Source organism: Curtobacterium sp. Curtsp22 (assembly GCF_059492135.1).
The window spans coordinates 271637-297844 of the sequence record NZ_CP168519.1 but is presented as its reverse complement, the minus strand read 5'-3'; the positions used below and the strand labels follow the sequence as shown (position 1 = coordinate 297844).

Below are 26208 nucleotides of genomic sequence, written 5' to 3'. Positions count from 1 at the left end.
GGCGCGTGCGGTTTCACGCACCCGCACGGCGGCTTTCCGGGCCGCCGTCCTCCATATCGTTGCCAGCATGCACCAGGACCCGACCTCCGCAGCGACCGCCGTCGCACTCGTCGCCCCGACGACCGAACTGGCCGTCCGGCGAGCCCTCGCCGACCACGGGCGGCTCGTCGTCGACGCCATGGACGTGGCGTCGATCGCCGACCTCTACGCCCTCGGGCTGACCTCGCACGCCACCGTGAACGTGATGCTCGCGGTCGAGAACGAACTCGACGTGGAGTTCCCCGACGCCGCGCTGCACCGGTCGACCTTCGCCACCATCGAGTCCATCGCCACGGCAGCGGAGACGGCGGCGTGATCACCGAGGAGCGTCCGGCGAGCGCCGGGACGACCGTCTCCGCCGTCGACCGGTTCGCCGAGCGCACCGCCCTCGTGGTCGACATCGCCGCCCGGTACGCCGACGAGGTCGACCGTGACGCCCGTCCCCCGCGCGAGGCGATCGCCGCGATGAAGGAGCACGGTCTGCTCGCCGCGGCGGTCCCGGTGGAGCACGGCGGTGAGGGGGCGACCCTCGCCGAGCTCTCCGTCATCGCGACCGAACTCGGACGTGCGTGCGCCGCGACGGCCATGGTGTTCGCGATGCACCACGGCCAGGCCATGGCGCTCTGGCGGCACGGCGGCGTGGCCCTCGGCGTCACCGCGATGATCGAGGCCGTGCGGGACGGCGCCCTCGTCGCGTCGTCCACCACCGAGCGCGGCATCGGCGGCGACGCCCGTCGGAGCACCTGCGCGATCGAGCCCGACCAGGCCGGACGCATCCGGCTCCGCAAGGACGCCCCGGTCATCTCGTACGCGACCGAGGCCGACGCGATCCTCGTCACCGCCCGGCGCGACCTCGACGCGCCGGCGTCCGACCAACGGCTCGTCATCGCGCTGCCGGCGGAGACCACGCTCACGCAGACCTCGACCTGGGACACGCTCGGGCTCCGCGGCACGTGCAGCAACGGCTGGCTGCTCGACACCGAGACCCACGAGGACCGCGTCCTCCGCGACGACTACGCGACGATCTCCGCCCGCACCGTCCTCCCCGTGTCGCACGTGCTCTGGGCGTCGGTGTGGCTCGGCATCGCGGCGGACGCTGCGGACCGTGCCCGTCGAGCCGTCCGCAAGCAGGCGCGTGCCGCCGTCGGCCAGACCCCTCCTGGAGCCCTCCGGCTCGCCGAGCTCCTGGTCGACCTGCAGACCATGGCCGACGCCGTCCGGCACGCCGCGGCCCGGTTCGACCAGGTGGCCGACGACCCCGAGGTGCTCGAGTCGACGGCGTACGCGCTGGCTGCGAACGCGCTGAAGATCGGCTCCTCCGAGCGGGTCACCGACCTCGTCACCCAGGCGCTGCGGATCGTCGGCATCGCCGGGTTCGCCGCCACCGGGGACCTCAGCATCGCCCGGCACCTCCGAGACGCGCACGGTGCCGCCGTGATGGTGAGCAACGACCGCCTCCTGCAGAACGACGCCGCACTGGCACTCATGACCGGAGCCATCCTGTGACCATCACCGAACCGACGACCACGACGCAGTCCGCGCCCGCGTCCGACCTCGACGCCGCCCGCGCCGCGCTGCGTGCACGGCTGCTCGCCGACGGCGTGCTCATCGACCTCGGGTCGCCGGGGCTCTACGGCCGCACCGGAGTGTTCGAGCGCGTGTACACGGCGGTCGACACCGCGGCCGTGGCCAGCCAGCGGGACCTCGACGCCGAGGTCCTGCGCTTCCCGCCCGTGGAGCCGCTCGCGGCGTTCGAGCGCACCGACTACATCGCGTCCTTCCCGGACCTCGCCGCGTCGATCTCCGGCTTCACCGGTGACGACCGCACGCACCGTGCCCTGCTCGCCGCCCGCGAGCGCGGGGAGCGGTGGGAGGGCTTCCTCGAGCCGGCCGACCTGATGCTGACCCCGGCGGTCTGCCACCCGGTCTACGGGCTCGTCGGGGACCGCGTCCCGCAGGACGGCCGCACCTTCGACATCGTCGGCGACTCGTTCCGGCGCGAGCCCTCGCTCGACCCGATGCGGCTGCAGGCGTTCCACATGCACGAGTTCGTGCACATCGGCACGCCCGGCTCGGCCCAGCACCACCGCGACGACCGCATCCCGGTCATGCGCGCGCTGCTCGAGTCGTTCGGCCTCGAGATCGACGTCGTCCCCGCGAACGACCCGTTCTTCGGACGGGTCGGGCAGATGCTCGCCCGGAACCAGGTCGAGCAGGCGCTCAAGTTCGAGTTCGTCACGCCCGTCTACGGCCCGGAGCACCCGGCGACCGCGATCGGCTCGGCGAACCTGCACGAGGACCACTTCGGCACCTCGTTCGGCATCCGCACCGCCGACGGCGAGGTCGCGCACAGTGCCTGCGTCGCCTTCGGCCTGGAGCGCATCACGATCGCCCTCTTCGCCGCACACGGCACCGACCCCGACGCGTGGCCGGCTCCGGTCCGCGCGGCCCTGGCCCTGTGAGCACCCACCACGGCTGGACGGGTCGCCCGGCCCTCCGCGTCGCCGTGCAGCTCCCCGTCGCGGCGCGCGCCGGCGTCGTGATCTGTCCGCCGCTCGGGCAGGAGGGCGTCATCGCGTACCGGACCCTCCGCCTGCTGGCGGACCGACTGGAGGCGCGTGGCGTGGCCTCGGTGCGCTACGACCCGTCCGGACGTGGTGACTCCGCACCCGACGGCGATCCCGACGCGCAGGTCCGGTCGGCCCGTCGCGCCGCAGCGGTGCTGCGTGGTGCCGGGGTCGAGCGGGTCACGTACGTCGGTCTGGCCTCCGCCGCGCCGATCGCCGCCGCCGCCGCGTCCGACACGGACGGCCTGGTCCTCTGGGACGCGCCCGCCTCCGGCCGCGCCTGGCTCCGGAAGCAGCGAGCACTGGCGACGATCACGATCGGCGCCGACCGCGTGGTCGACGGCGTCGAGAGCCTCGTCGGCATCGACGTCGACCCCACCGAAGCTGCAGCACTCGGTGCGCTCACCTACCGGGCGCGCACCGGCCCGACCATCGCCCTCGTGCGCCCGGGCAGCAGCGCCCCCGCAGCGCTCGGCGACGTGACGACGACCGAGGTCACCGGGAGCGCCGAGCTCCTCGACGGAACGAGCATGGTCGCCCGGATCCCGGGCTCCGCCGTCGACACCGTCGTGGCGTGGACGGACGCGTGGGCGCCGACGGTGGCCCTGCCGGTCCTGCCGCCGGCACTCGACGAGGTCCTCGACGTGGACGCCCGCACGTCGGAGCGCATCGTCCGGATGGGCCCGGAACGGCTCTTCGCCATCGAGACCGTCACCTCCGGCCAGCACGAGGACGCCCCGGTCGTCGTGCTGCACAACGGCGCCGCCGAGCACCACGTCGGCGCGTCCGACTACCAGGTCGCCCTCGCACGGACCCTCGCCCGCGACGGTGCCCGGGTGGTCCGGGTCGACCGCAGCGGCACTGGTGAGAGCTCCGCGGTCCACGAGGACGAGCGGTCCGCGATGTTCGCGCAGGAGTGGATCGACGACCAGCAGGCGGTGGTCGACGCCCTCGCCGTGGACTCCCGACGGCTCGTGCTCGTGGGCATGTGCGCCGGCGCGTGGCTCGCGGGGCGCTCTGCGGAAGCCGCACCGCGCATGGTCCTCGAGATCAGCCCGAACGACTACCGCCGCCAGCCGGCCGCGGTGGGCGCGTACGCCGATGCCCTCCGCGCGATCGACGAACCGTCGCCGCTGCGTCTCGTGCTCCGTCGCTGGTGGAACGCCGTCGTACCCGAGTGGGTACGCGACCGGGTCGCCCGTCGCGACCGGGTCGGTGGGGTCGTCGGACACGTCCGTCCGCTCGTCGAGCACGGCACCGACGTCGTGCTCATCGCGTCGCCCGTGGACGTCGAGCTGTTCGAGCGGCTCGGTGGTCCGCGTGCCCTCCGGCGGTGGGGCACCCGGGGCCGGACCGGCAAGGTGGAACTCGTGCGGGTGCCGGACGGCGACCACTCGCTGTTCTCCCCGCTGATGCGGCAGGCCGTGCTCACCGAGGTGCGGTCACGCGTCGCGGCGACGTTCCCCGTGCACGCCTGACCGGCGAGCGAACCCGTCGATGGCGCGCTGCGCGATCGCGACCTCGGTGGGCCCGCCGTGTCCCTCGTCCTCGACGACCTCGAGGCGGCTGCCCGGCCACGCCCGGTGCAGCATCCACGGCGTGATGACCGGCCCGCTGACGTCCCGTCGCCCGTGCACGAGCACGCCGGGGATCCCGGCGAGCTCGCCGGCGCGACGGAGGACCTCGTCCGGACCGAGGAAGCAGTCGTTCGCCCAGTAGTGGGTGACCAGGGTGGCGAAGTTGCGCCGGTCCCGGGGATCGGCATGCAGCTGCCCCGGACGCCACGCCGGGTCGAGCGAGACGTGGGTCGACTCCCAAGTGTCCCAGCTGTCGGCTGCGGCGTCCCGGACGGCGGGGTCTCGCGACCGGAGCAGGCGGGCGTGGTGCTCGACCGGCCGCACCCCCGCAGGGACGTCGGCGGTGAACCGTGACCAGGCCTCCGGGAACACCGCCCCGACCCCCTCGGTGATCCAGTCGACCTCGCGACGGGAACCGGTGGTCACCGCGACGAGCACGACCTCGGTGACGCGCTCGGGGTGCTCGAGGGCGTAGGCGAGCGCGAGGGTGCTGCCCCACGAGACACCGTGCAGCAGCCAGCGCTCGACGCCGAGGTGTCGCCGCAGCGCCTCGACGTCCTCGATCAGGGCCGCCGTCGTGTTGCGGTCGAGCAACCCGAGGTCGTCGATCGCCCACGGGGTGCTCCGCCCGCACCCGCGCTGGTCGAGCCCGATGATCCGGTACACCTCGGGGTCGAACCGCTGCCGGTAGCCCCCGGCGCCGAGACCGGACCCCGGGCCGCCGTGCAGGTACAGCGCCGGGCGGCCGGTCGGGTTGCCGGACACCTCCCAGTGGATCCAGGCGCCGTCGGGGCGGTCGAGCCAGCCGTGGTCGTGGGGGTCGATGGGCGGGTGCACCCCCGGAGCCTACGACGGACGTGCGGACCGGACGAGGTCGAGCGTGCGCGCCACCGCGGTCGGGTGCTCGACGTGGGCGAAGTGCCCGCAGTCGTCGAGCAGCACCGTCCGGACGTCGGGCAGGAGGCCTCGGAGCGCCGCGAGGTCGGACACTCGGGCGAACACATCGTCCCGCCCGGCGATCGCCGTGACCGGGCACGTCACGCCGCGCCAGCGGTCCAGGTCGTAGGCGGCCGCGGCACGAGCGGCTCCGGTGAAGCCGGCCGGACGGAGCTCGTCGACGAACGCCTCGAGCACGCTCGGGTCGAGCCGGCGTACGTGCGAGAAGACGGGAGCGGCGAGGACGGGCAGGAGGCCGATCGTCCGGAGTCCGCGCAGGAGCGGCCGTGCCGTCTCCCCGGTGATCGCGAGGCCTGCCCGCAGCAGCGTGAACGCGGGGAGCGTCAGGAGCCCGCGCACGGGGTGCCGGGACGCTCCGGCGGTCGCCACGGTCGTGCCGGAGACGAGCGCGACGGAGCGCACGCGTCCGGGTGCCACGACGGCCAGGTGCATGCCGACGAAGGCACCCATCGAGTGGCCGACGACGTCGACGTCCGGGACCGCGAGGGCGTCGAGCACCGTGGTCAGCACCGACGCCGCCCGGTCGACCCCGAGCGGCTCGACCGGTGCGGGTGACGCGCCCCAGCCCGCCAGGTCGACGAGCACGAGGCCGCGGTCGTCGATGCCGTCCGCCGCCGACAGGAGCGGGGTCCACGTGGTCCACGACCCGGCGACCCCGTGCAGCAGGAGCAGCGCGGCGGGGCCGGGTCGGTGGTGCACGACGACCGGGCCGACGTCGGTCGGGACGACGGTGCGCTGCAGGCCCCACCGGTCGGCGTCGGCGGTGACCGGGAACGGCGCGTACGGCTCGGCGGTGACCACCCGCGGGGGTGGGCGGTCGTCGACGGCGTGCACCGTGCCTCCAGTCCGCGACGCGTCGCGCGTCGCCTCAGGAGGTGTTCGGAACGCTAGCCGACGGGGACTGGTGCGGCGCAGGCTGCCAGACGGTCGAGGGCGGCCTTGTACTCCGTCACGTCACGGGCGACGCCCGGCTCGGAGATGATCGAGGCCTTGATGCGACCCTGCACGTCGATGACGAAGGTCGCGCGGGTGGCGAAGCCCTTGTGCTCGAGGAAGACGCCGTACTCCTTCGAGACGGCGCCGTGCGGCCAGAAGTCCGCGAGGAGCTCGAAGTCGTAGCCGTTCGACTCGGCGAACGACCGGAGCGTCGCCTTCGAGTCGACCGAGATGCCGACGAGTTCGACGCGCTGGTCCTGGAACATCGCGATGTTGTCCTGGAGGGCGCAGAGCTCGTTGGTGCAGGTCGACGAGAACGCGAGCGGGAAGAAGACCAGCGCGACCGGGCGGACGCCACGGAAGTCGCTGAGGCGGACGTGCTCCCCGAACTGGTTCGGGAGTTCGAAGTCCGGCGCGAGCGAGCCGATCTCCAGTGCCATCAGTGCGTTGCTTCTTCCTCGGGCGTGGGGTGTGCCCGGTGTCCTCGCGCACGCACGGGTCGCGTGTGCACGATCGGCAATCGTACGCCGACGTCACCCGAATGCAAGCACCTGTCCACCCACACGTCACCATCAGCCTCTGGGTCGGTGCGGGGGCCTAGAGTGGTCGGGGCCCCATCCGGTCGTGACCCGACCAACCGGTGGCCCGCCATGTCCACCACCACGAGAACGAACGAGGTCAAGGGTGACGGTGAACGACCAGGACCCGTACAGCCACGGCAGCAGCGACCAGGACCCGGAGGAGACCGCCGAATGGCGTGAGTCCCTCGACGGGCTGGTGCAGACCCACGGCCACCAGCGTGGCCGCGAGATCATGCTGAGCCTGCTCAAGCGGTCCAAGGAACTGCACCTCGGTGTGCCGATGGTCCCGACCACGGACTACGTGAACACCATCGCGCCGGAGAACGAGCCCGAGTTCCCGGGCGACGAGGAGCTCGAGCGCCGCTACCGCCGGTGGATCCGGTGGAACGCCGCGATCACCGTGCACCGCGCGCAGCGCCCCGGGATCGCGGTCGGCGGCCACATCTCGACCTACGCGTCGAGCGCCGCCATGTACGAGGTCGGCTACAACCACTTCTTCCGCGCGCAGGACCACCCGTCCGGCGGCGACCAGGTGTTCTTCCAGGGGCACGCGTCCCCCGGCATGTACGCCCGCGCCTACATGGAAGGGCGCCTCGGCGAGGACCAGCTCGACGGCTTCCGGCAGGAGAAGTCCCACGCCGGCGGCGGACTCTCGTCCTACCCGCACCCGCGCCTCATGCCGCACTTCTGGCAGTTCCCGACCGTGTCGATGGGCATCGGCCCGATCAACGCGATCTACCAGGCGCAGCAGGCGAAGTACCTCTCCAACCGCGGCATCAAGGACGCCTCCGACCAGCAGGTCTGGGCGTTCCTCGGCGACGGCGAGATGGACGAGGTCGAGTCGCGCGGACAGCTCCAGGTCGCCGCGAACGACGGCCTCGACAACCTGAACTTCGTGATCAACTGCAACCTGCAGCGTCTCGACGGTCCGGTCCGCGGCAACGGCAAGATCATCCAGGAGCTCGAGGCGTTCTTCCGCGGTGCGGGCTGGAACGTCATCAAGGTCGTCTGGGGCCGCGAGTGGGACGACCTGCTCGCCCGCGACACCGAGGGCGCGCTCCTCAACCTGATGAACCAGACGCCGGACGGCGACTACCAGACGTACAAGGCCGAGAACGGCGCGTACGTCCGCGAGAACTTCTTCGGGCGCGACCCGAAGGCGCTCGAGCTGGTCAAGGACTACACGGACGACCAGATCTGGAACCTCAAGCGCGGTGGGCACGACTACCGCAAGGTCTACGCCGCGTTCAAGGCCGCGACCGAGCACAAGGGCCAGCCGACCGTCATCCTCGCGAAGACGGTCAAGGGCTACGGCCTCGGCCCGAGCTTCGAGGGGCGCAACGCGACGCACCAGATGAAGAAGCTCACGCTCGACAACCTCAAGCAGTTCCGCGACGAGATGCGCATCCCGATCACGGACGCACAGCTCGAGGAGAACCCCTACACGCCGCCGTACTACCACCCCGGGAACGACGACGAGGCGATCCAGTACATGCACGAGCGCCGGCGTGAGCTCGGCGGGTACGTGCCGGAGCGTCGCACCAAGTACACGTCGATCACCCTCCCCGAGGACTCGAAGTACCAGGTCGTCAAGAAGGGCTCCGGCAAGCAGGAGATCGCCACCACCATGGCGTTCGCCCGACTGCTGAAGGACCTGCTCCGCTCCCCCGACTTCGGCGACCGCGTGGTGCCGATCATCCCCGACGAGGCACGCACGTTCGGCATGGACGCGTACTTCCCGACGGCGAAGATCTACAACCCGAACGGCCAGCACTACACGTCGGTCGACCGTGAGCTCCTCCTCGCCTACAAGGAGAGCCCGCAGGGACAGATCATCCACGTCGGCATCAACGAGGCGGGCGCCCTCGCGGCGTTCACCGCGGTCGGCACCTCGTACTCGACGCAGGGCGAGCCGCTCATCCCGGTCTACGTCTTCTACTCGATGTTCGGGTTCCAGCGCACCGGCGACGCCATCTGGGCCGCCGGCGACCAGATGACCCGTGGCTTCATGATCGGCGCCACCGCCGGTCGCACGACGCTCACGGGCGAGGGCCTGCAGCACGCCGACGGCCACTCCCTGCTCCTCGCGACGACGAACCCGGCCGTGGTGTCCTACGACCCCGCGTACGGGTACGAGATCGGGCACATCGTCCAGGCCGGCCTCGACCGGATGTACGGCACGAACGAGGACGGCAGCGCCAAGCACGCCGACCCGAACGTCATGTACTACCTGACGGTCTACAACGAGCCGATCGTCCAGCCGGCCGAACCCGAGGGCATCGACGTCGACGGCATCGTCAAGGGCATGTACCTGCTCAACCGCAGCGAGCACGACGGCCCGAAGGCCCAGCTGCTCGCATCGGGTGTCGCCGTCCCGTGGATCCTCGAGGCGCAGCAACTCCTCGCCGAGGACTGGGGCGTGTCGGCCGACGTCTGGAGCGTCACGAGCTGGGGCGAGCTGTACCGCGACGGTCTCGACGCGGAGCAGCACGCCTTCCTCAACCCGAACGAGGCGCCGCGGACCCCGTACGTGACCGAGCGACTGCTCGGCACCGAGGGCCCGGTCGTCGCGGTGAGCGACTTCATGCACGCCGTGCAGGAGCAGATCCGCCCGTTCGTCCCGACCGACTACGCCACCCTCGGCGCCGACGGCTTCGGCTTCTCGGACACCCGTCCGGCAGCGCGCCGCTTCTTCCACATCGACGGCCCCTCGGTCGTCGTGCGGACGCTGCAGCAGCTCGCGAAGCAGGGCAAGGTCGACGGCGCGCTCGTCCAGCAGGCGATCGACAAGTACCGCCTCCACGACGTGACCGCCGGCACCACGGGCAGCGCGGGCGGCGAGAGCTGATCAGCGAGTGACGTCGGTCCGACCGGACCCCGAGAGCCAGGAGAGCGCGCGCGAGCGGGCGCTCTCCTGGCTCCGTCAGGTGTCCGGGGAACTCTCCACCGCCACCATCAAGCGGCTCGAGGACACCCTCCCCTGGTACAGCGAGATGCCTCCGGGCCGACGCTCCGCCGTGGGGCTCGTGGCCCAGGCGGGCATCACCTCGTTCATCAGCTGGCTCGAGGGCACCGCGTCGACCCCGTGGATCGCCGCGGCGGACGTCTTCGGCTCCGCGCCGCGGGAACTCCTGCGCTCGGTGAGCCTGCAGCAGACGCTCCAGCTCATCCGCGTGGTCGTCACCGTGGTCGAGGAACGCGCCAAGGACGACGAGATGCTGCAGGAGGCGATCCTCAAGTACTCGCGGGACATCGCCTTCGCGGCCGCCGACGTCTACGCCCGCGCGGCCGAGGCCCGTGGGCTGTGGGACGCCCGGCTCGAGGCCCTCGTGGTCGACTCCATCCTGTCGGGCGAGTACGACGACGAACTCCCGTCGCGCATCGCGGCCCTCGGCTGGCACGGTCACGGCGAGGTCGCGGTCCTGGTCGGCAACGCGCCGAAGCAGCTCGAGGTCGACCAGATCCGTCGAACCGCGCGGCACATGGACGCCGACGTGCTCATCGGCGTGCAGGGCTCCCGCCTCGTCGTGGTGATCGGCCGTGCCACGCCGCGCGACGACGTCCCCGAGGGCGAGGAGCCGGTGTCCTTCACCGCCATCGCCCAGGCGCTCGAACCCTCGTTCGGCGAGGGACACCTCGTCCTCGGCAACGAGGTGCCCGGCGTCGTCGACGCGTCCACCAGCGCGAAGGGCGCCCTCGCCGGCTTCGCGGTCGCGCGGGCCTGGCGCGGTGCTCCTCGTCCGGCCCTGGCCGACGACCTGCTCCCGGAACGCGCCCTCGCCGGCGACCCGCTCGCCCGGTCCGCTCTCGTGCAGCGCATCTACGTGCCGCTCAAGGACCAGTCGACGGAGCTCCTGCAGACACTCTGGTGCTACCTCGACACCGGCCGGTCGCTCGAAGCCACGGCGCGCGAGCTGTTCGTGCACCCGAACACGGTGCGCTACCGGCTCCGCCGCGTGGCGGACATCATCGGGTGGGACGCCACGCACGCGCGGGACGCCCTCATCGTGCAGTCGGCGCTCATCCTCGGCGCCATGTCCGAGTCGACCGCCGGGCGGCGTCGCATCCCGCACCGCCGGTGAGCCACGTCCTATGCCGCATCGTCGCTAGGAAATGCACAATGTCGAGCGGTCATCGCTGTGGGAAGCCCACACGGGTGCGGCGCGGGCCGACGGGCAGGATTGTCCGGTGATCGTCGTCGTCGCGCCCGGACAGGGCTCCCAGACCCCCGGCTTCCTCGCCCCCTGGCTCGAGGACGCCACCGTCCGTGACCGCGTGGGGGCGTGGTCCGAGGCCATCGGCGTCGACCTCGCCGCCCACGGCACCGAGTCCGACGCCGAGACCATCAAGGACACGGCGCTCGCGCAGCCGCTCATCGTCGCCGCCGGTCTCATCACGGCCGACGCCCTGCTCGCCGACGGCCGCCGTGCCCTCGTGGGCGGGGTCGCCGGCCACTCGGTCGGCGAGTTCACCGCCGCCGGGGTCGCCGGGATCCTCGAGCCGACCGACGCCGTCGCCCTCGTCGCCGAACGCGGCCGGGCGATGGCGGACGCCGCCGCGCTCGAGCCCACGTCGATGGCCGCCGTCCTCGGTGGGGACGCCGACGCCGTCGCCGCCGCGCTCGAGGCGAACGGCCTCGTCCCCGCGAACCACAACGGCGGCGGTCAGACCGTCGTCGCCGGTCCCGCCGACGCGATCGCCGCCCTCGCCGCCGACCCGCCCGCGAAGGCCCGCGTGATCCCCCTCGCCGTGGCCGGTGCGTTCCACACCCGGTACATGGCGTCCGCCGTCGAGCGTGTCGCCCCGGTCGCCGCCGCCGCGACCGTGCAGGACCCGTCGCTGCCGATCTGGACGAACGCCGACGGTTCCCGTGTCGACGACGGTCGTCGCTTCGTCGACCTCATGGTCCAGCAGATCCAGAGCCCCGTGCACTGGGACGCCGTGATGGAGTCCTTCGCGGCCGCCGGTGTCACGGGCATCATCGAACTCGCACCCGCCGGTGCCCTCGTCGGCCTGGCGAAGCGCGGTCTGCGCGGGACGCCGACCGTCGCGATCAAGACCCCCGACGACCTGCCCGCAGCGATCGACCTGCTGCAGAGCGCGGGCCAGGAAGCAGACGCAACCGCATGACCGACGCCCCCATCCCGACCACCGCGACCGAGGGGACGGAGCCGACCCGCGCCTCCCGTCCGCTGCTGCAGCAGCGTCGCGGCCACGAGTTCACCCGCATCCTGGCCTTCGGCGCCGCCCGCGGTGAGAACGCCGTGCCGAACGACGACCTCGTCGGGCCGATCGACTCCTCCGACGAGTGGATCCGCCAGCGCACCGGGATCATCACCCGCATGCGCGCCGGCAAGGACGTCGAAGCGGTCGACCTCGCCGAGGCCGCCGCGCTCGACGCGATCGCCAAGGCGGGCCTGACGCCGGACCAGATCGGCGTCGTGCTCGTGAGCACCGTGACCCACACCGTCGCCACGCCGTCGATGGCGTCCCTGCTCGCCGAGCGCATCGGTGCGGCGCCCGCCGCGGCCTACGACATCAGCGCCGCGTGCGCCGGGTACGCGTACGGCATCGCCCAGGCGGACTCGTTCGTGAAGTCCGGCATCGCCGACCACGTGCTGGTCGTCGGTGCCGAGAAGCTCAGCGACATCGTCGACCCGACCGACCGCTCGATCTCGTTCCTGCTCGGCGACGGTGCCGGAGCGGCGATCGTCGGCCCGAGCGACTTCCCCGGGATCGCCCCGACGATCTGGGGTTCCGACGGGTCGAAGTGGGACGCGATCGGCATGACCTCGACCTACAACGAGTGGGAAGCGGGGGCCGCGCGGCCGACGATACGGCAGGCCGGTCAGACCGTGTTCCGCTGGGCCGTCTGGGAGATGGTCAAGGTCGCCCGTGAGGCGCTCGAGTCCGCCGGCATCCAGCCGTCCGACCTCGCCGCGTTCGTGCCGCACCAGGCGAACATCCGCATCATCGACGAGTTCGCGAAGCAGCTCGGCCTGCCCGAGTCCGTCGTGATCGCGCGCGACATCACCACCACCGGCAACACCTCGGCCGCGAGCATCCCGCTCGCCACGCACCGCCTGCTCGAGGAGAACCCCGAGCTCTCCGGCGGCCTCGCCCTGCAGATCGGCTTCGGCGCCGGCCTCGTCTTCGGCGCCCAGGTCGTCGTCCTCCCCTAGCCCATCCCGGCCACGCACCCGCGCGGCCACCCTCCGACGAGCCTCCGGGCACGCGACCGCTGCGTGCCCTAGGCTGGTCCACGGTCAAACGACACCCCCTCAAGGAGAATCCCCATGGCCCTGTCCAACGAAGAAGTCCTCGCCGGCCTGGCCGAGCTGATCAACGACGAGACCGGCATCGCGACCGACACCGTCGCGGCCGACAAGTCGTTCACCGACGACCTCGACATCGACTCGATCTCGATGATGACCATCGTCGTCAACGCCGAAGAGAAGTTCGACGTCAAGATCCCCGACGAAGAGGTCAAGAACCTCAAGACCGTCGGCGACGCCGTCGACTACATCGTCAAGGCCCAGGCCTGACGCGAGCTTCCTGAGCGCCGCGGCCCCGGCGGACCGACCGCGGGCCGCGGCGCTCATCTCGTCCACCGGACCGACACTCGTCGGTCCACACAGGTCCGGCGTTCGTCGGGCCGCCCCGGTCCGGCGTTCGTCGGGCCGCCCCGGTCCGGCGTTCGTCGGGCCGCCCCGGCTCCGTCCGGCACCGCCACGAGCGGTCGGACGTCCTCACGAAAGAACACGTCGTTCCATGACCAACAAGACCGTCGTCGTCACCGGGATCGGTGCGATCACGCCCCTCGCCGCGACCGCCCCGGACACGTGGGACGCGCTGCTCGCCGGCACGTCCGGCATCACCCGCATCGAGGACCCGCGCTACGCCGAGCTCGAGCTCCCCGTCGAGTTCGCCGGCCAGGCGCGCCGGTTCCTCACCGACCAGCTGACCCGCCCCGAGTCGAAGCGCCTCGACCCCTCGTCGCAGCTGTCGCTCGTCGCCGCGCGCGAGGCCTGGGCCGACGCCGGCATCGACGCCGAGACCGTCGTCCCCGAGCGCCTCATCGTCGACTGGGCCACCGGCATCGGCGGCGTCAACACCCTGCTCGACGCGTGGGACACCCTGCGCGAGAAGGGTCCCCGTCGCGTCCTGCCGATGACGGTCCCGATGCTCATGGCGAACGGCCCGGCCGCCGCCATCGAGATGGAGTTCGGCGCCCGCGGCGGCGCCCGCACCTACCTCTCGGCGTGCGCGTCCTCGACCGAGTCCCTCGCCGAGGCCTACCGCCACGTCGCCACCGGCGAGGCCGACATCGTCATCACCGGCGGCGCCGAGGCAGCCCTGCACCCGCTGCCCCTCGCGGCGTTCGCGTCGATGCAGGCGCTCTCCCGCCGCAACGACTCCCCCCAGACCGCATCGCGTCCGTACGACGTCACGCGCGACGGCTTCGTGCTCGCGGACGGCGCCGCGGCGCTCATCCTCGAGACCAAGGAGCACGCCGAGGCCCGCGGGGCGACGATCTACGCCGAGGTCGCCGGCGCCGGCATCACCTCGGACGCGTTCCACATCACCGCGCCGGACCCCGAGGGCAGTGCTGCCGCCCGTGCCGTCCTGCAGGCGCTCGAGCACGCCGGTGCTGCGCGCGAGGACGTCGTGCACGTCAACGCGCACGCCACCTCGACCCCGGTGGGCGACGTCGCCGAGTACCACGCCATGCGCCGCGTGTTCGGCGACCACCTCGACAACGTCGTGGTGTCCGCCACGAAGGCGTCGACGGGGCACCTCCTCGGTGGTGCCGGTGCGATCGAGGCCGCGTTCACGGCCCTCGCGCTGCACAACCGCGTCGCGCCGCCGACGATCAACCTCACCCAGCAGGACCCGGAGATCGTGATGGACGTCGCCACGGCGCCGCGCGAGCTCCCGCAGGGCGATCTGCTCGCGGTGAGCAACTCGTTCGGGTTCGGTGGGCACAACGCCGTGGTCGCGTTCCGGAGCGTCTGAGTCCGGTCCGTCGGTCCGTCGGGTCCGTCCGTCGGTCCTGGAGGCCCGTCCCGCGTCGTCGGGGCGGGCCTCCGTCCGTCCCTGGTCGGTCTGGGCGCGGCGCACTCCCCGCGGCCGCGGCCCGTGGCGTGTGGCCGCGTCGGTGCGCCGACACTCGGCCCCGCGGACGGTTTCGCGGCTCCGGAAGCGCGAAACTGTCCGCCGAGGCGAGACTCGGCGCGGGCGGGCGGGCGGGCGGGCGGGCGGGCGGGCGGCCGCGGACGCACGAACCCCCCTCCGAGGGGCGGCGTTCGTGACGGAGGATCGGGCGCGACTCAGCCGACGCGGTGCAGCCAGACGACCGGGTTGCCCTCGGCGGCGTGTCGGAACGGTTCGAGTTCGTCGTCCCACGCCTGACCCAGGGCGAGTCGGAGCTCGCGGTGGAGTTCGAGGGCGTTGCTCCCCGCCACCTCCATCGCGTAGCGGACGCGGTCCTCGGGGACGACCATGTTGCCGGTGACGTCGGTCTGCGCGTAGAACACCCCGAGGTCGGGCGTGTGCATCCAGCGGCCGCCGTCCGACTCGGAGGTGGGTTCCTCGGTGACCTCGTACCGGAGGTGCTCCCAGCCGCGCAGGGCCGAGGCGATCGCCGCGCCCGTACCGACGGAACCGGTCCAGGTGAACTCGGTCCGACGGGCGCCGTCCTGTGCGGGCTGGTCGAGCCACGAGAAGTTCACGGCGCGACTCATGGCGCGACCTGCCGCCCATTCGACGTGCGGGCAGAGCGCGCGTGGTGAGGAGTGCACGTAGAGCACCCCGGTAATCGTTCCGTTCACGATTCCTCCGATTCGTCAGGTGCGACTTCCCCATCGACCTGAACTGGAGGTTCTCGTTTCGGAACCATCGATATCCGATTGTGATGTCCTTCCGGACACGCCCATTATGCAGGCTGCGCGCTGGGAACACCAGGCACCGCGACAGAGTCAGTGGAAGACGTGCCCCGATGCGTCGAGCGGGTGCCGCTCCCCCGCGGTGACCGGCACCGGGATCCGGTTCTCGGCGGGCGGGATCGGGCAGGCGAACTGGTACGAGAACGCGCACGGCGGCAGGACGAGGAGGTTCCAGTCCAGCTCGACGTCGGCAGCGACACCGGGGTCGTCGAGGTACAGGAACCGGCCCATCGAGTAGGTGCTGCCGGGATCGTCCTCGGGCAGGGCGCTCGTGGCGTCCTGCACGATGAGCTGCAGCCGTGCGGCGCCTCGGAAGGCCGCGGAGCGGACCGCCACCAACCGGACGGCCGATCCGCCCAGGGTGGTCTCGACGTGTCCGGCGACCTCGAGGGGATCGCCGGCTGCGTCGACGACGCTCGCCGCGCCTCCCGGGACCCCCGGCGTGTACCTGCCGGACGTGACCCACGCGGCGGAGTGGTCGAACCGGGCGATGTGGGCGAAGCGGGCGATCGCGTCGGACGCCGGGTCCCACACGCGCAGCGTGCCGCGGGAGACGGTGCCGGCGAGGCCGTCCGGGAAGGCGACGACCGACGGGACGACCGCCTCGTCGCCGGCGACGAGCACGGTGCCGTCCACCGGGTCGCCGTCGACGACCACCCCGTCAGCCGCGTCGGCGGTGACCGTCAGGCCGCCGGGTGCCGGTGCCCACTGCCCCGCGACCGGCCACACGGGCTGGGCGTGGTCGACACGCTGGGCGTTCACGAGCGCGAGCGGACCCCGAGCGCTGGTCGCCCAGCGGTCGCGGTCGGCGCGGTGCTCGTCGAAGGCGGTCACGCTTGCTCTTGGCGGGGGTAGATGACCTTCTGGACGATGATGATCACCGACGCGGCGACCGGCAGGGCCACGAGTGCGCCGAGCACCCCGCCGATGGTCCCGCCCGCGACCGCTGCGATGACGACGAGGGCGCCGGGGACCTGCACGGCACGCGACATGATCCGCGGCGAGATCACGTACGCCTCGACCTGCATGTACACGAGGTAGTAGATCGCGGCGGCGAGGGCCGTCGCGGGCGAAGCGAACAAGCACAGCAGCGAGATGACGATGGCCGACGCGAGCGTGCCCACGAGTGGGATCAGCGACCCGAGGAAGGCGAACGACGCCAGCAGCACGGGCAGCGGAGCACCGATGATGAGCAGGAACACCAGGCTGAGGATGCCGTTGATGAGCGCCTGGGAGATCTGCCCGACGACGTAGCGACCGACCGCCTGGGTGATCTGCTCGCTGACGTCGATGAAGTTCTCGCGACGGGACGCCGGGACGAAGCGGTAGGTCATCGACTTCATGCCGCGCATCGACGCGAGGAAGTAGAGCATCAGGATGATGACGATGACGGCGCCCGTGAGACCGGTCAGGATCCCGCTGCCGACCGCGAGGATCCCGCCGCCGAGGCTCAGCAGGTTGCCGGGGTTCTCGACGAAGGACTGCACGGACTGCAGCGCGTGGTCGATGTCGAACGACCCCGACAGCTGGTCGGAGAGGTTCTGCACCCACTCCTGCCTCGAGATGTCCTGCACGATGTCGGGGAAGTTCTGGATGAGGTTCGTCGCCTGCTGGACGAGGATCGGCACGACCGCGAACACCACCCCGGCGAACGCGGCGAGGACCCCGACGACCACGACGGTGATGGCCACCCAGCGCGGAACGAACCGTTCGAGGAAGGACACCAGCGGGTCGATGCCGAGCGCCAGGAACAGCGCGACGCCGACGTAGACGAGCACGGTGGAGAGCTCGTTGACGATCGCCCCCGCGACGACGGCGACGAGCACGCCGAGCGCACCCATGAAGCCGATCCGGAAGGCGTTCACGCGCACGCCGGTGCCACCACGGGTCACCTCGAACGTCACGTTGGGCGTCGGGCTGTGGTCGTCCTGTTGCTGCTGCGTGTCGCGCTTCCTCGGGAGGTGCACGCGGGGCGGGTGCGGTCGCTTGCTGTTGCTCGAACCCGCGTCGGCTTTTGACATGTAGGGCGGGCGGGACTTGAACCCGCGAATCGTTCGGTTATGAGCCGACTGCCTTGACCAGCTTGGCTACCGCCCCGTGCCGGGGACCGTCAGGCCACCGGTTCCCCACGATACAGCGACTCGAACGTCGAGAGCGTGCGGTTGATGTCGTGTGCCTCGATCATCGCCAGGCTGCGGTCGCGCATCGTGACGTAGTCCTCGTCCGACGCGGTCAGCACCGCCGTGAGCTTCGCCGCGAGGTCGTGCTCGTCACCGGGGGTGAAGAGGTAGCCGTTGCCGTCGATGAGGTGCGGGAGCGCCATCGAGTCCGCCGCGACGACGGGGAGGCCGGAGGCCATGCCCTCGAGCGAGGCGATGCTCTGCAGCTCGGCGGTGGAGGGCATCGCGAACACGGTCGAGTTGGTGAGCGCCTGCTGCTTGACCTCGTCCGAGACGAAGCCGAGGAACCGGACGCGGTCCTCGAGCCCGAGCTCCTTCGCCTGCTGCCGGAGCTTGGGGATCATCTCGCCGTCGCCGACGATCGTCAGCGTGGCTCCGAGCTCGGACGGCAGCAGTGCGAGGGCCTTCACGAGGACGTCGAGGTTCTTCTCGGGTGCGACCCGACCGACGAATACGATGTCGTTGTTGGCAGGCCGCCCCTCGCGTGCGACGTACCGCGTGGCGTCGATCCCGCACGAGATCGCCAAGACCCGCTGCCCGGCGATGGCCCGGCGCAGGTAGTCGGCGGCGAGGTTCGTCGGGGTCGTGATCGCGTCGGCGAGCCGGTAGGTCTTGGCGGCGTCGTTCCAGGCGATCTTCACCGCGATCGGCACCGTGCGCTTGCCGAACGGCGTGTACTCGAGGAGGTTCTCGGGCATGAAGTGGTTCGTGGCGATCACCCGGATGCCGCGCGCGTGCGCCTCGGGCACCATGCCCCGGCCGACGACGACGTGCGACTGGATGTGCAGGACGTCGGGCTGGAACGCGTCGAGGATCGGGGCAGTCCACTTCTTCACGCTCCAGGGCCACACGAAGCGCAGCCACGCGTGCAGCGGCCACTTGTAGGACTTCAGGCGGTGCACGACGAGGGTCACGCCGTGGAGCTCCTCGTCGAAGGTGCCGTAGTGGCGGCTCGCCGCCGGGGCGACGATCTGGACCTCGTGCCCGCGTTCGGCGAGGCCGACGGCGAGCTGCTCGGCGAAGGTCGCGGCTCCGTTGACGTCGGGTGCGAAGGTGTCCGCTGCGATGAGGACGCGCAGCGGTCGTCGACCGCCCGTCGCACCCGTCGGTCCGGCGGTGGCGGTGGTGGCGTCGTCTGACACGGCTGGCGTCGTCCTCTCGTGGGCGATTGCTGGTCGTTCGACGACGCTACCGCACGCCGCTCGGGCTGCGCGTCCGCCTCGCGGTGGACGCCGTCACCCCACGGGACGACGGCTCAGGAGCGGGTCTGCGGGTGGTGCTTGGCGAGGAGGAACACCCCGGTGATCGCGATCGCGGCGGCGACGACGAAGCCGAAGACGGCGAAGACCGGGGCGCCGGCGGCCTCGCCGAGGACGATCACCCCGATGCCGACGGCGACGATCGGGTCGATGACCGTCAGCCCCGCGATCACGAGGTCGGCCGACCCGCTCGAGTACGCGTTCTGCACGAAGTACCCGCCCAGTGAGGCGGCGACGACCACCCCGACGATCGCGAGCACCGTCAGCCAGTCGAACGTGCCGTTCACGAACCGGTTGAGCACGACCTTGGCCAGGGTCGCGACGAACCCGTAGAGGACACCGGCGCCGACGATGTAGTACAGCGCGTTCTTGTGCTTCGCGACGAGGCGGAACGACACGAGCACGAGCACCAGCACGACCGCCAGGATCACGAGCACGGTGACGAGCTGTCGGCTCGTGATCGCGCTCTCGTGCCCGACGAAGGCCGCGATGCCGACGAAGATGCCGACGCCGATGATGCACGTCCAGACCGCTCGCCGTGCCCGACGGCCGAGCGGCACCCCGGAGGACCGCGACGAGAACCAGGTCGTGATCACGAGGGCCACGGCGCCGAGCGGCTGCACGACGATGAGCGGCGCGTACGTGATGCTCACCAGCTGTAGGACCACGGCGATGCCGAGCATGAGCGTGCCGAGCACCCAGTAGCCGCTCGAGACCAGCCCGACGACGTGTCGGACGCTGAGGCCCTTCGACTGCCGACCGAGCCGCGCTTCCACCCGCTGCACCCCGCGGCTCTGGAACTGCGCCCCCAGTGAGAGGAACACGGCCCCGATGAGCGCGACGGGGATCATGAGCGCCTGGAACGGCGTGAGGTTCACCGCGTCGGGCAGCTGGAGGTCCGTCGTCACGCGTCGAGGCTACCGTTCCCCGCCGGATAACCTGGGTGAATGGCCGTTCTCCCGATCCGCATCACCGGCGAACCCGTCCTGCACGAGCGTGCAGCCGAGGTCACCGACTTCGACGACGACCTGCGATCGCTGGTCGCCGACATGTTCGAGACGATGGACCTCGCACCCGGGGTCGGACTGGCCGGCCCGCAGGTCGGCGTCGGCAAGCGGCTGTTCGTGTACTCATGGACCGATGATGACGAGGTCCTGCACCGCGGCGTCGCGGTGAACCCTGTTCTGTGGACGACCCCCGCCGTTCCCGAGGCTGTGGAGGAGCTCGACGAGGACGAGGAGTCCGAGGGCTGCCTCTCGGTCCCGGGCGAACGGTTCCCGCTCCGCCGCTCCGAGGGCGCGCTGCTCCGTGCCGTCGACGAGCACGGCACGCCGTTCGAGGTCGAGGCCCACGGCTGGCTCGCCCGCATCTTCCAGCACGAGTACGACCACCTCGACGGGTACCTCTACGCGGACCGGCTCGTGCACCCGTACGGCAAGCAGGTCGCGAAGGCCATCAGGAAGAACAGCTGGGGCGGGCCGGGCAAGTCCTGGCTGCCGGGGCGCGACCACCCCGAGGGCTGACGGCGGCGGACCGCGTCGGCTCGGGCCCGGTCGACGGCCGACCGCGTCGGCCCCACGCTGATCAGCAGGGCCCAGGAGGCGCGGCTCACCCCCGCCAGGCAGCGATCGCGTCCCGCAGGTGCTCGGTCTCCGGATGCCCCGGGCAGTACTCGAGCAGACCGGCCGCGACGTGCGCCTCGGCCGACGAGTCGACGGAGGCCGCCCACGGCCCGGTCCCCCGCACCGCGCAGGTGGTCGCGAGTTCCTCGAGCGTGGCGTCCCCCTCGGCGGCGTCGACCGCGGAGCGCTGCTGCGTCGACATCTCGGTGCCGGTGATCCGCTGCGCCCGGCAGTCGGTGCGCTCGTCGTCCCACACGGCGGAGTAGGTCGTGTACGTCTCGGAGCGGTCCGACGTCCCCACGTCGCAGACGAACGCGAAGACGATCGGCGCCGTGCCGGACACCGCGACGCCCGAGGTGGCGGTGGTGTCGAGCGAGTCGCCCGGCTCGGACTCCGCGCCGGCCGTGCACCCCACGAGGCCGATCGCCGCGGCCGCGACGACGCCCGCGGCGAGGGCTCGGCGCACGGTGATCACCTGTGAACGCTAACAGCTTCCGGCCATGCGTCCGCTGCGAGCTCTGACGCCACGCAAAAGGCCCCCACCCGAAGGTGGGGGCCGTTCGCTCCCCGAGTTGGACTCGAACCAACAACCTGCCGGTTAACAGCCGGCTGCTCTGCCAATTGAGCTATCGAGGATCACTGTCCGCTGGCGAATGTCGTGCGAACAACGGGTAACAGCATAGCAGCACCCGGGAGCGACCCCGCGCATCCGCCACGCATCCCGGGCGTGCCGCGCTCAGTACCCCGCGACCGGATCCACCACGCCGACGAAGCCCTCGCCGACCCCGCCGAGGAACGCCACGGTGTTCACCCGCACGCGCTCGGCCAGCAGCGGCGCCACCATCTCCGGCGTGTCGGCCTGGTGCGGCGTGATGATCGCGCCCGGCTCGTCCCAGAGCGGGTGACCGTCCGGCAACGGCTCCGGGTCGGTGACGTCGAGTCCGGCCGCCGCGATCGCACCGCTGCGCAGGGCGTCCACGAGCGCGGAGGTGTCGACCAGTCCCCCGCGGGCGATGTTCACGAGCCGTGCCGACGGCTTCATGATCGCGAACTGCGCGGGCCCGAACAGCTTCGCGGTCCCCGAGGTCATCGCCGCGGCGATCATGACCACGTCGGCATCGGGCAGGACGTCGTCGAGCTGGTCGGTCGTGACGGTCCGGTCCGCCCCGGGCACCGGCGAGGACGACCGGCGCACCACGGTGACCGAGACCTCGAACGGCGCGAGCAGGCGGATGTACTCCAGCGCGATGCCACCCGCGCCGATGACGACCACGTTCCGGCCGTAGAGCGAGACACCCTCGGGCTCGGTCGCCCACGACCGCGCACGGGCACGCTTCTGCAGCACCCGCAGCGTCCCGAGCGTCAGTGCGAGGGCGTGCTCGGCGACGGGCTCGGCGTACGCGCCCTTGGCCGAGGTGAACAGCACCCGGTCGCCGTGCTCGGCGATCAGCGAGGCGAAGGCGTCGACGCCGGCGAACGGTAGCTGGACCCAGCCGATGGACGGTGCGCCGTCGAGCGCGTCGGCGAGTCCCGCGGGATCGCGAGGGTCGAGCCACACGAGTCCGGCGGTGTCCGCCCCGAGCGGAGCGATGGTCCCACCGGCTGCGGCGACGGCGTCCTCGTGGAGGGCGGTGCCGTCCCCGGCGGGCAGGATCGCGATCGGGCCGGCGGTCGGCGGGGCGACCGGCAGCTCGGCACCCGCGTCGGTCACCACGGCCCGGTGCCCGCGCACCCCCGACGACGCATCCGCGCTCATGCGTTCTCCTGCCGCTCCGCGCGCGGGCCGGTGCCGGCGGCGACCGGCCGACGCGGCGCCGAGGACCGACGGGGTGCGGCCGACGCCGGCTGCCGACGCTTCACCGGACGGGCCGCCGTCGACGCGAGCGTCTTGACGTAGGGGTCGACGGGGTTGTCGAGGACCTCGTCGAAGGTGCCGAGGCCGACGAGCCGGCTCTCGGCCATGATCGCCACCCGGTCGGCCAGTGCTCGGGCCTCGCGCAGGTCGCTCGACACCACGACCGCCGAGAACTGCCGGTTCCGCTGCAGGGTCGCCAGCGCCTCGAGCACCGACTGCCGCACGAGCACGTCGACGCCGCGGGCGGGTTCGTCGGCGACGAGCAGCTGGGGCTCGAGCACGAGCGCCTTCGCGAGCGCGACGCGCTGCCGCTGCCCGCTCGAGAGCTCCCACGTGTTGAGTCGCATCACCCCGAGCGGCAGGTGCACGGCGTCGACCAGGCGGGCGACGATGAGGCCGGCCTCCTTCCGGTCGAACCGGCGGTCACGGGCGTAGATCGGTTCCGCGATCGCCTCGCCGACGGTGAGGTCCGGGCTGAGCCGGTCCGCGCCGTCCTGCGGCAGGTAGCCGATGCGGCCGCTGAGCCGCTCGAGCTTGCGGGACGTCGGTCGGAGCCCGCGCGTCTTCTGCCCGAGCACCGTGAGTTCGCCCCCGACGATGTGCCGACGGTGGGCGCCGTCGCCCTCGCCGGTGGTGCCGAGCTGGCCGGCGATCGCCGCGGCGAACGTCGACTTGCCGGACCCGGACTCGCCGAGCACGGCCAGGATCTCCCCCTGACGGACCGTGAGGCTCACGCCGTCGACGGCCCGGATCGCATCCGTCCCCCGTCCGCTCCGGTACTCGATCGACACGTCGTCCGCGACGACCGCCGGTCCGTTGACCGCGATCATGGGTCCCCTTCCACGCCGCCCCCTGGCGGCGGTTCGCGACGGACCGGGCTGCACCGACCGTCGTGCGTGTTGCGGTGGAGGTGACCGTCCAGGAGGCGCGGCGTGCGTCGTCGACGTCAGCCGCGCCTCCGGGGATGGTCGCGTCGGGTCAGGACCCGGCGTTCTCCAGTTCCACAAGCGTACGCCGTCGCTCCGCCTGTTCCGCCGGATCCGGCACCGGGAGTGACGCCAGGAGACGCTGCGTGTACGGGTGCTGCGGCGAGCCGAGGACCTCGGCCGTGGTACCCGTCTCGACCAGGTCGCCGCGGTAGAGCACGGCGATCCGGTCGGAGAGCGCGCCGACCACGGCGAGGTCGTGGCTGATGAACAGCGACGCGAACCCGAGGTCCTGCTGCAGCTCGAGGAACAGCTCGAGCACGCGCGCCTGGACGGACACGTCGAGCGCACTCGTCGGCTCGTCGGCGATGAGGAGCTTCGGCCGGAGCGCGAGCGACCGTGCGAGCGACGCGCGCTGCCGCTGACCGCCGGACAGCTCGTGCGGGTACCGGTCGCCGTAGGCCGCCGGGAGCTGCACGGCCTCGAGCAGTTCGCCGACACGCTTCCGGGCGGCACGCGGGCTCGACACCTCGCCGTGCACGACGAGCGGTTCGGCGACGCACTCCGAGATCGTGAGCAGCGGGTTGAACGAGGTCGCCGGGTCCTGGAAGACGAACCCGATGTCCTTACGGTGCCGCTTGAAGTCGCGTTCGCGGTACCCGAGCATCTCGGTGCCGAGTACCTCGAGCGACCCGCCGGTGATCTTCGTCAGGCCGGCGATCGCGCGGCCGATGGTCGTCTTGCCGGAGCCGGACTCCCCCACGAGGCCGAGGACCTCGCCGGGACGGATGTCGAGGTCGACGCCCTTGACCGCCTTGAACGCGTGCGACCCGAGCCGGCCCGGGTACTCGATCTCGAGCCCGCGTGCGCGGACGAGCGGCTCGACGTCGTCACTGATCGCCGCACGGCGGGCGACCCCGGTGGAGGCCTCGAGCCGGGGCACGGCGGCGAGCAGGCGCTTCGTGTAGTCGGCCTGCGGCGCCGCGAACAGCTCGGCGACCGGGGCCTCTTCGACGACCTCGCCCTGGTACATCACGGCGACGCGGTCGGCCAGGTCGGCGACGACGCCCATGTTGTGCGTGATGATGACGATCGCCGCGCCGAACTCGTCGCGGCACCGGCGGAGCAGGTCGAGGATCTCCGCCTGGACCGTCACGTCCAGGGCGGTGGTCGGCTCGTCGGCGATGATCACCGACGGTTCGAGGGCGAGCGCGCTCGCGATGACGACGCGCTGCTTCTGACCGCCGGAGAACTGGTGCGGGTAGTGGTCGACCCGGGTCTCGGGATCGGGGATGCCGACGCGGCGGAGGTAGTCGATCGCCTTCGCGCGGGCCTCCTTCGCGGAGACGCCGCCGTGGGCCCGGAGCCCCTCGGCGATCTGCCACCCGACCGTGAAGACCGGGTTCAGCGCCGTGGAGGGCTCCTGGAACACCATCGCGCCGGCGGTGCCGCGCAGGCTCCGGAGCTTCTGCGCACCGACCGTCACGACGTCCGTGCCGTCGAGGAACACCGCACCGCCGAGCGTCGCCGTCTCCGGCATGAGGCGCAGGATGCTCCGCGCCGTGACGGACTTGCCCGAGCCGGACTCGCCGACGAGGGCGAGGACCTCGCCGGGGCGGACGTCGATGCTGACGCCCTTGACCGCGTCGACGGCACCACCGTCGGTCGCGAAGGTGACGGTCAGGTCATCGACGACGACGACCGGTTCCGTCGTGGTGTCGCCGGCCTGGAGGCGCGTGGAGGCGCGGGACTGGTTGGTCGCGTCCGTCATGCGGTCGCCCCTTCCGTGCTGGCCGTCTGCTTGCGGGACACCAGCTGCTTCAGCCGGCGTCGCGCACGCAGGCGCGGGTCGGAGATGTCGTTGAGGCTCTCACCGATGAACGTCACGCCGAGGACGAGCACCACGATCGCGACCCCCGGGAAGACGCCGGTCCACCAGACGCCGCTCGCGACGTCGGACAGCGCGCGGCTGAGGTCGTAGCCCCACTCCGCGCCGCTGGTCGGGCCGATGCCGAAGCCCAGGAACCCGAGGCCCGCGAGCGTCAGGATCGCGTCGCTCGCGTTCAGCGTGAGGATCAGCGGGAGGGAGCGCGTGGAGTTCCGGAGGACGTGCCGGGTCATGATGCGCCACGGGTTCGTGCCCATCACCCGCGCGGACTCGACGAACGCCTCGTTCTTGAGCCGCACGGCCTCGGCGCGGACGACCCGGAAGTACTGCGGGACGTACACGACCGTGATCGAGATCGCCGCGGCGATGATGCCGCCCGCGTAGCTCGAGTTGCCGCCGGAGATGACGATCGACACCACGATGGCGAGGAGCAGCGAGGGGAACGCGTAGATCGCGTCCGCCACCACGACGAGGATCCGGTCGAGCCAGCCGCCGATGTAGCCGGAGACCATGCCGAGCAGCACGCCGATGATGATCGAGACGACGACGGCCACGATGACCACGAGCACCGCGGTCCGGGCGCCGTAGACGACGCGGCTGAAGACGTCGAAGCCGCCGACGGTCGTGCCCCAGATGTGCGTGGCGCTCGGTGCACCGGTGCGCGGGAAGCTCTGCCCGTCGGCGCCCTGCAGCTGGCCGAAGCCGTACGGGGCGATGAGCGGTGCGGCGATCGCGACGAGGAGGTACAGCGCGCAGATGACCACGCCGGTGATGAGCATGGCGCGCTGCCAGCCCGTGCTCCGACGGAGCTGCAGCACGACGGGGAGCCGCTTCCAGAGCGGCTCGTGGCGGTCGACGAGGGAGGTGTCAGCCATC

General features: G+C 71.9%; 24 protein-coding genes and 2 tRNA genes. 11 read left to right on the top strand and 15 right to left on the bottom strand.

The features are described 5' to 3' along the window. Positions 1 to 67: 67 nt before the first annotated feature. Genes ACEN8D_RS01400 through ACEN8D_RS01385 form a run of 4 tightly spaced genes read left to right on the top strand, consistent with a single transcriptional unit; the run spans position 68 to position 4084 of the window. Positions 68 to 355: an acyl carrier protein gene (locus tag ACEN8D_RS01400; RefSeq protein WP_071294843.1), complete on the top strand. Its 288-nt coding sequence runs from the start codon at positions 68 to 70 to the stop codon at positions 353 to 355. Continuing rightward, positions 352 to 1545, top strand: a complete 1194-nt coding sequence (locus ACEN8D_RS01395) for an acyl-CoA dehydrogenase family protein (protein WP_309886863.1) — start codon at positions 352 to 354, stop codon at positions 1543 to 1545. Before ACEN8D_RS01400 ends, ACEN8D_RS01395 begins: the two co-directional genes overlap by 4 nt. Further along, positions 1542 to 2501, top strand: a complete 960-nt coding sequence (locus ACEN8D_RS01390) for an amino acid--[acyl-carrier-protein] ligase (RefSeq protein WP_309886862.1) — start codon at positions 1542 to 1544, stop codon at positions 2499 to 2501. Before ACEN8D_RS01395 ends, ACEN8D_RS01390 begins: the two co-directional genes overlap by 4 nt. After that, entirely contained in the window at positions 2498 to 4084 is a 1587-nt protein-coding gene (locus tag ACEN8D_RS01385; RefSeq protein ID WP_413398492.1) for an alpha/beta fold hydrolase, read from the top strand. The genes ACEN8D_RS01390 and ACEN8D_RS01385 overlap by 4 nt, the downstream gene beginning before the upstream one ends. Here the strand turns inward: ACEN8D_RS01385 and pip are convergent. From pip to ACEN8D_RS01370, 3 genes are read right to left on the bottom strand one after another with little or no spacing between them, the layout of a single operon-like run. Further along, complete coding sequence (pip, locus tag ACEN8D_RS01380) at positions 4049 to 5020, bottom strand: prolyl aminopeptidase (protein ID WP_413398491.1); 972 nt, start codon at positions 5018 to 5020, stop codon at positions 4049 to 4051. The two genes, ACEN8D_RS01385 and pip, sit on opposite strands and share 36 nt — an antisense overlap. Before the next feature lie 9 nt (positions 5021 to 5029). Further along, entirely contained in the window at positions 5030 to 5974 is a 945-nt protein-coding gene (locus ACEN8D_RS01375; protein WP_413398490.1) for an alpha/beta fold hydrolase, read from the bottom strand. 53 nt (positions 5975 to 6027) lie between these two features. Beyond that, positions 6028 to 6516, bottom strand: a complete 489-nt coding sequence (locus ACEN8D_RS01370; RefSeq protein WP_070418722.1) for a peroxiredoxin — start codon at positions 6514 to 6516, stop codon at positions 6028 to 6030. 244 nt (positions 6517 to 6760) lie between these two features. Between ACEN8D_RS01370 and aceE the strand changes: the two genes are divergently transcribed. From aceE to ACEN8D_RS01340, 6 genes are all read left to right on the top strand, one after another. Further along, positions 6761 to 9505 (top strand): pyruvate dehydrogenase (acetyl-transferring), homodimeric type, encoded by a 2745-nt coding sequence (gene aceE / locus ACEN8D_RS01365; protein ID WP_070418721.1) that lies wholly within the window; start codon positions 6761 to 6763, stop codon positions 9503 to 9505. A gap of 7 nt (positions 9506 to 9512) precedes the next feature. Then, complete coding sequence (locus tag ACEN8D_RS01360; protein ID WP_413461436.1) at positions 9513 to 10739, top strand: PucR family transcriptional regulator; 1227 nt, start codon at positions 9513 to 9515, stop codon at positions 10737 to 10739. Positions 10740 to 10845: 106 nt separating this feature from the next. Further along, the gene (locus ACEN8D_RS01355) at positions 10846 to 11787 is read left to right on the top strand and encodes an ACP S-malonyltransferase (RefSeq protein ID WP_070418719.1); all 942 of its coding nucleotides are present in this window, start codon (positions 10846 to 10848) and stop codon (positions 11785 to 11787) included. Then, the gene (locus ACEN8D_RS01350; protein ID WP_070418718.1) at positions 11784 to 12839 is read left to right on the top strand and encodes a beta-ketoacyl-ACP synthase III; all 1056 of its coding nucleotides are present in this window, start codon (positions 11784 to 11786) and stop codon (positions 12837 to 12839) included. The genes ACEN8D_RS01355 and ACEN8D_RS01350 overlap by 4 nt, the downstream gene beginning before the upstream one ends. Positions 12840 to 12953: 114 nt before the next feature. After that, entirely contained in the window at positions 12954 to 13202 is a 249-nt protein-coding gene (locus ACEN8D_RS01345) for an acyl carrier protein (protein WP_022903951.1), read from the top strand. A 226-nt stretch (positions 13203 to 13428) separates the two neighbouring features. Beyond that, positions 13429 to 14673, top strand: a complete 1245-nt coding sequence (locus ACEN8D_RS01340) for a beta-ketoacyl-[acyl-carrier-protein] synthase family protein (RefSeq protein WP_070418717.1) — start codon at positions 13429 to 13431, stop codon at positions 14671 to 14673. 314 nt (positions 14674 to 14987) lie between these two features. On the opposite strand, the gene ACEN8D_RS01335 is transcribed toward ACEN8D_RS01340, so the two are convergent. The 6 genes from ACEN8D_RS01335 to ACEN8D_RS01310 form a co-directional block, all read right to left on the bottom strand. Then, positions 14988 to 15467: a DUF3145 domain-containing protein gene (locus tag ACEN8D_RS01335; protein WP_083403207.1), complete on the bottom strand. Its 480-nt coding sequence runs from the start codon at positions 15465 to 15467 to the stop codon at positions 14988 to 14990. Between the two features lie 168 nt (positions 15468 to 15635). Beyond that, positions 15636 to 16436: a DUF1684 domain-containing protein gene (locus ACEN8D_RS01330; protein WP_413461288.1), complete on the bottom strand. Its 801-nt coding sequence runs from the start codon at positions 16434 to 16436 to the stop codon at positions 15636 to 15638. After that, positions 16433 to 17569 (bottom strand): AI-2E family transporter, encoded by a 1137-nt coding sequence (locus ACEN8D_RS01325; protein ID WP_413398726.1) that lies wholly within the window; start codon positions 17567 to 17569, stop codon positions 16433 to 16435. The genes ACEN8D_RS01330 and ACEN8D_RS01325 overlap by 4 nt, the downstream gene beginning before the upstream one ends. A 55-nt stretch (positions 17570 to 17624) precedes the next feature. Next, a tRNA-Ile gene (locus ACEN8D_RS01320) sits at positions 17625 to 17699 on the bottom strand. 13 nt (positions 17700 to 17712) lie between these two features. Further along, a complete protein-coding gene (locus tag ACEN8D_RS01315; protein WP_071301896.1) occupies positions 17713 to 18924 on the bottom strand; it encodes a glycosyltransferase in 1212 nt (403 codons plus the stop codon). A gap of 113 nt (positions 18925 to 19037) precedes the next feature. Then, positions 19038 to 19949: a DMT family transporter gene (locus tag ACEN8D_RS01310; RefSeq protein ID WP_181015106.1), complete on the bottom strand. Its 912-nt coding sequence runs from the start codon at positions 19947 to 19949 to the stop codon at positions 19038 to 19040. Between the two features lie 39 nt (positions 19950 to 19988). Here ACEN8D_RS01310 and def point away from each other — a divergent pair, with 39 nt between their 5' ends. Continuing rightward, on the top strand, positions 19989 to 20564 hold the full coding sequence (gene def / locus ACEN8D_RS01305; RefSeq protein ID WP_071294837.1) for a peptide deformylase: 576 nt from the start codon (positions 19989 to 19991) through the stop codon (positions 20562 to 20564). 85 nt (positions 20565 to 20649) lie between these two features. On the opposite strand, the gene ACEN8D_RS01300 is transcribed toward def, so the two are convergent. The 6 genes from ACEN8D_RS01300 to ACEN8D_RS01275 all read right to left on the bottom strand — a co-directional run bounded on the left by ACEN8D_RS01300 (position 20650) and on the right by ACEN8D_RS01275 (position 26207). Then, a complete protein-coding gene (locus tag ACEN8D_RS01300; protein WP_413398724.1) occupies positions 20650 to 21138 on the bottom strand; it encodes a hypothetical protein in 489 nt (162 codons plus the stop codon). Positions 21139 to 21226: 88 nt separating this feature from the next. After that, a tRNA-Asn gene (locus ACEN8D_RS01295) sits at positions 21227 to 21299 on the bottom strand. A 100-nt stretch (positions 21300 to 21399) separates the two neighbouring features. Next, positions 21400 to 22419, bottom strand: a complete 1020-nt coding sequence (locus ACEN8D_RS01290) for a D-isomer specific 2-hydroxyacid dehydrogenase family protein (RefSeq protein WP_413461287.1) — start codon at positions 22417 to 22419, stop codon at positions 21400 to 21402. After that, positions 22416 to 23348 carry an ATP-binding cassette domain-containing protein gene (locus ACEN8D_RS01285; RefSeq protein ID WP_070418712.1) on the bottom strand — a complete coding sequence of 311 codons (933 nt, stop codon included), beginning with the start codon at positions 23346 to 23348 and terminating at the stop codon, positions 22416 to 22418. The genes ACEN8D_RS01290 and ACEN8D_RS01285 overlap by 4 nt, the downstream gene beginning before the upstream one ends. 148 nt (positions 23349 to 23496) lie before the next feature. After that, positions 23497 to 25215 carry an ABC transporter ATP-binding protein gene (locus ACEN8D_RS01280; RefSeq protein ID WP_229085309.1) on the bottom strand — a complete coding sequence of 573 codons (1719 nt, stop codon included), beginning with the start codon at positions 25213 to 25215 and terminating at the stop codon, positions 23497 to 23499. Continuing rightward, positions 25212 to 26207: an ABC transporter permease gene (locus tag ACEN8D_RS01275; RefSeq protein WP_309779323.1), complete on the bottom strand. Its 996-nt coding sequence runs from the start codon at positions 26205 to 26207 to the stop codon at positions 25212 to 25214. Before ACEN8D_RS01275 ends, ACEN8D_RS01280 begins: the two co-directional genes overlap by 4 nt. Position 26208 lies beyond the last annotated feature (1 nt).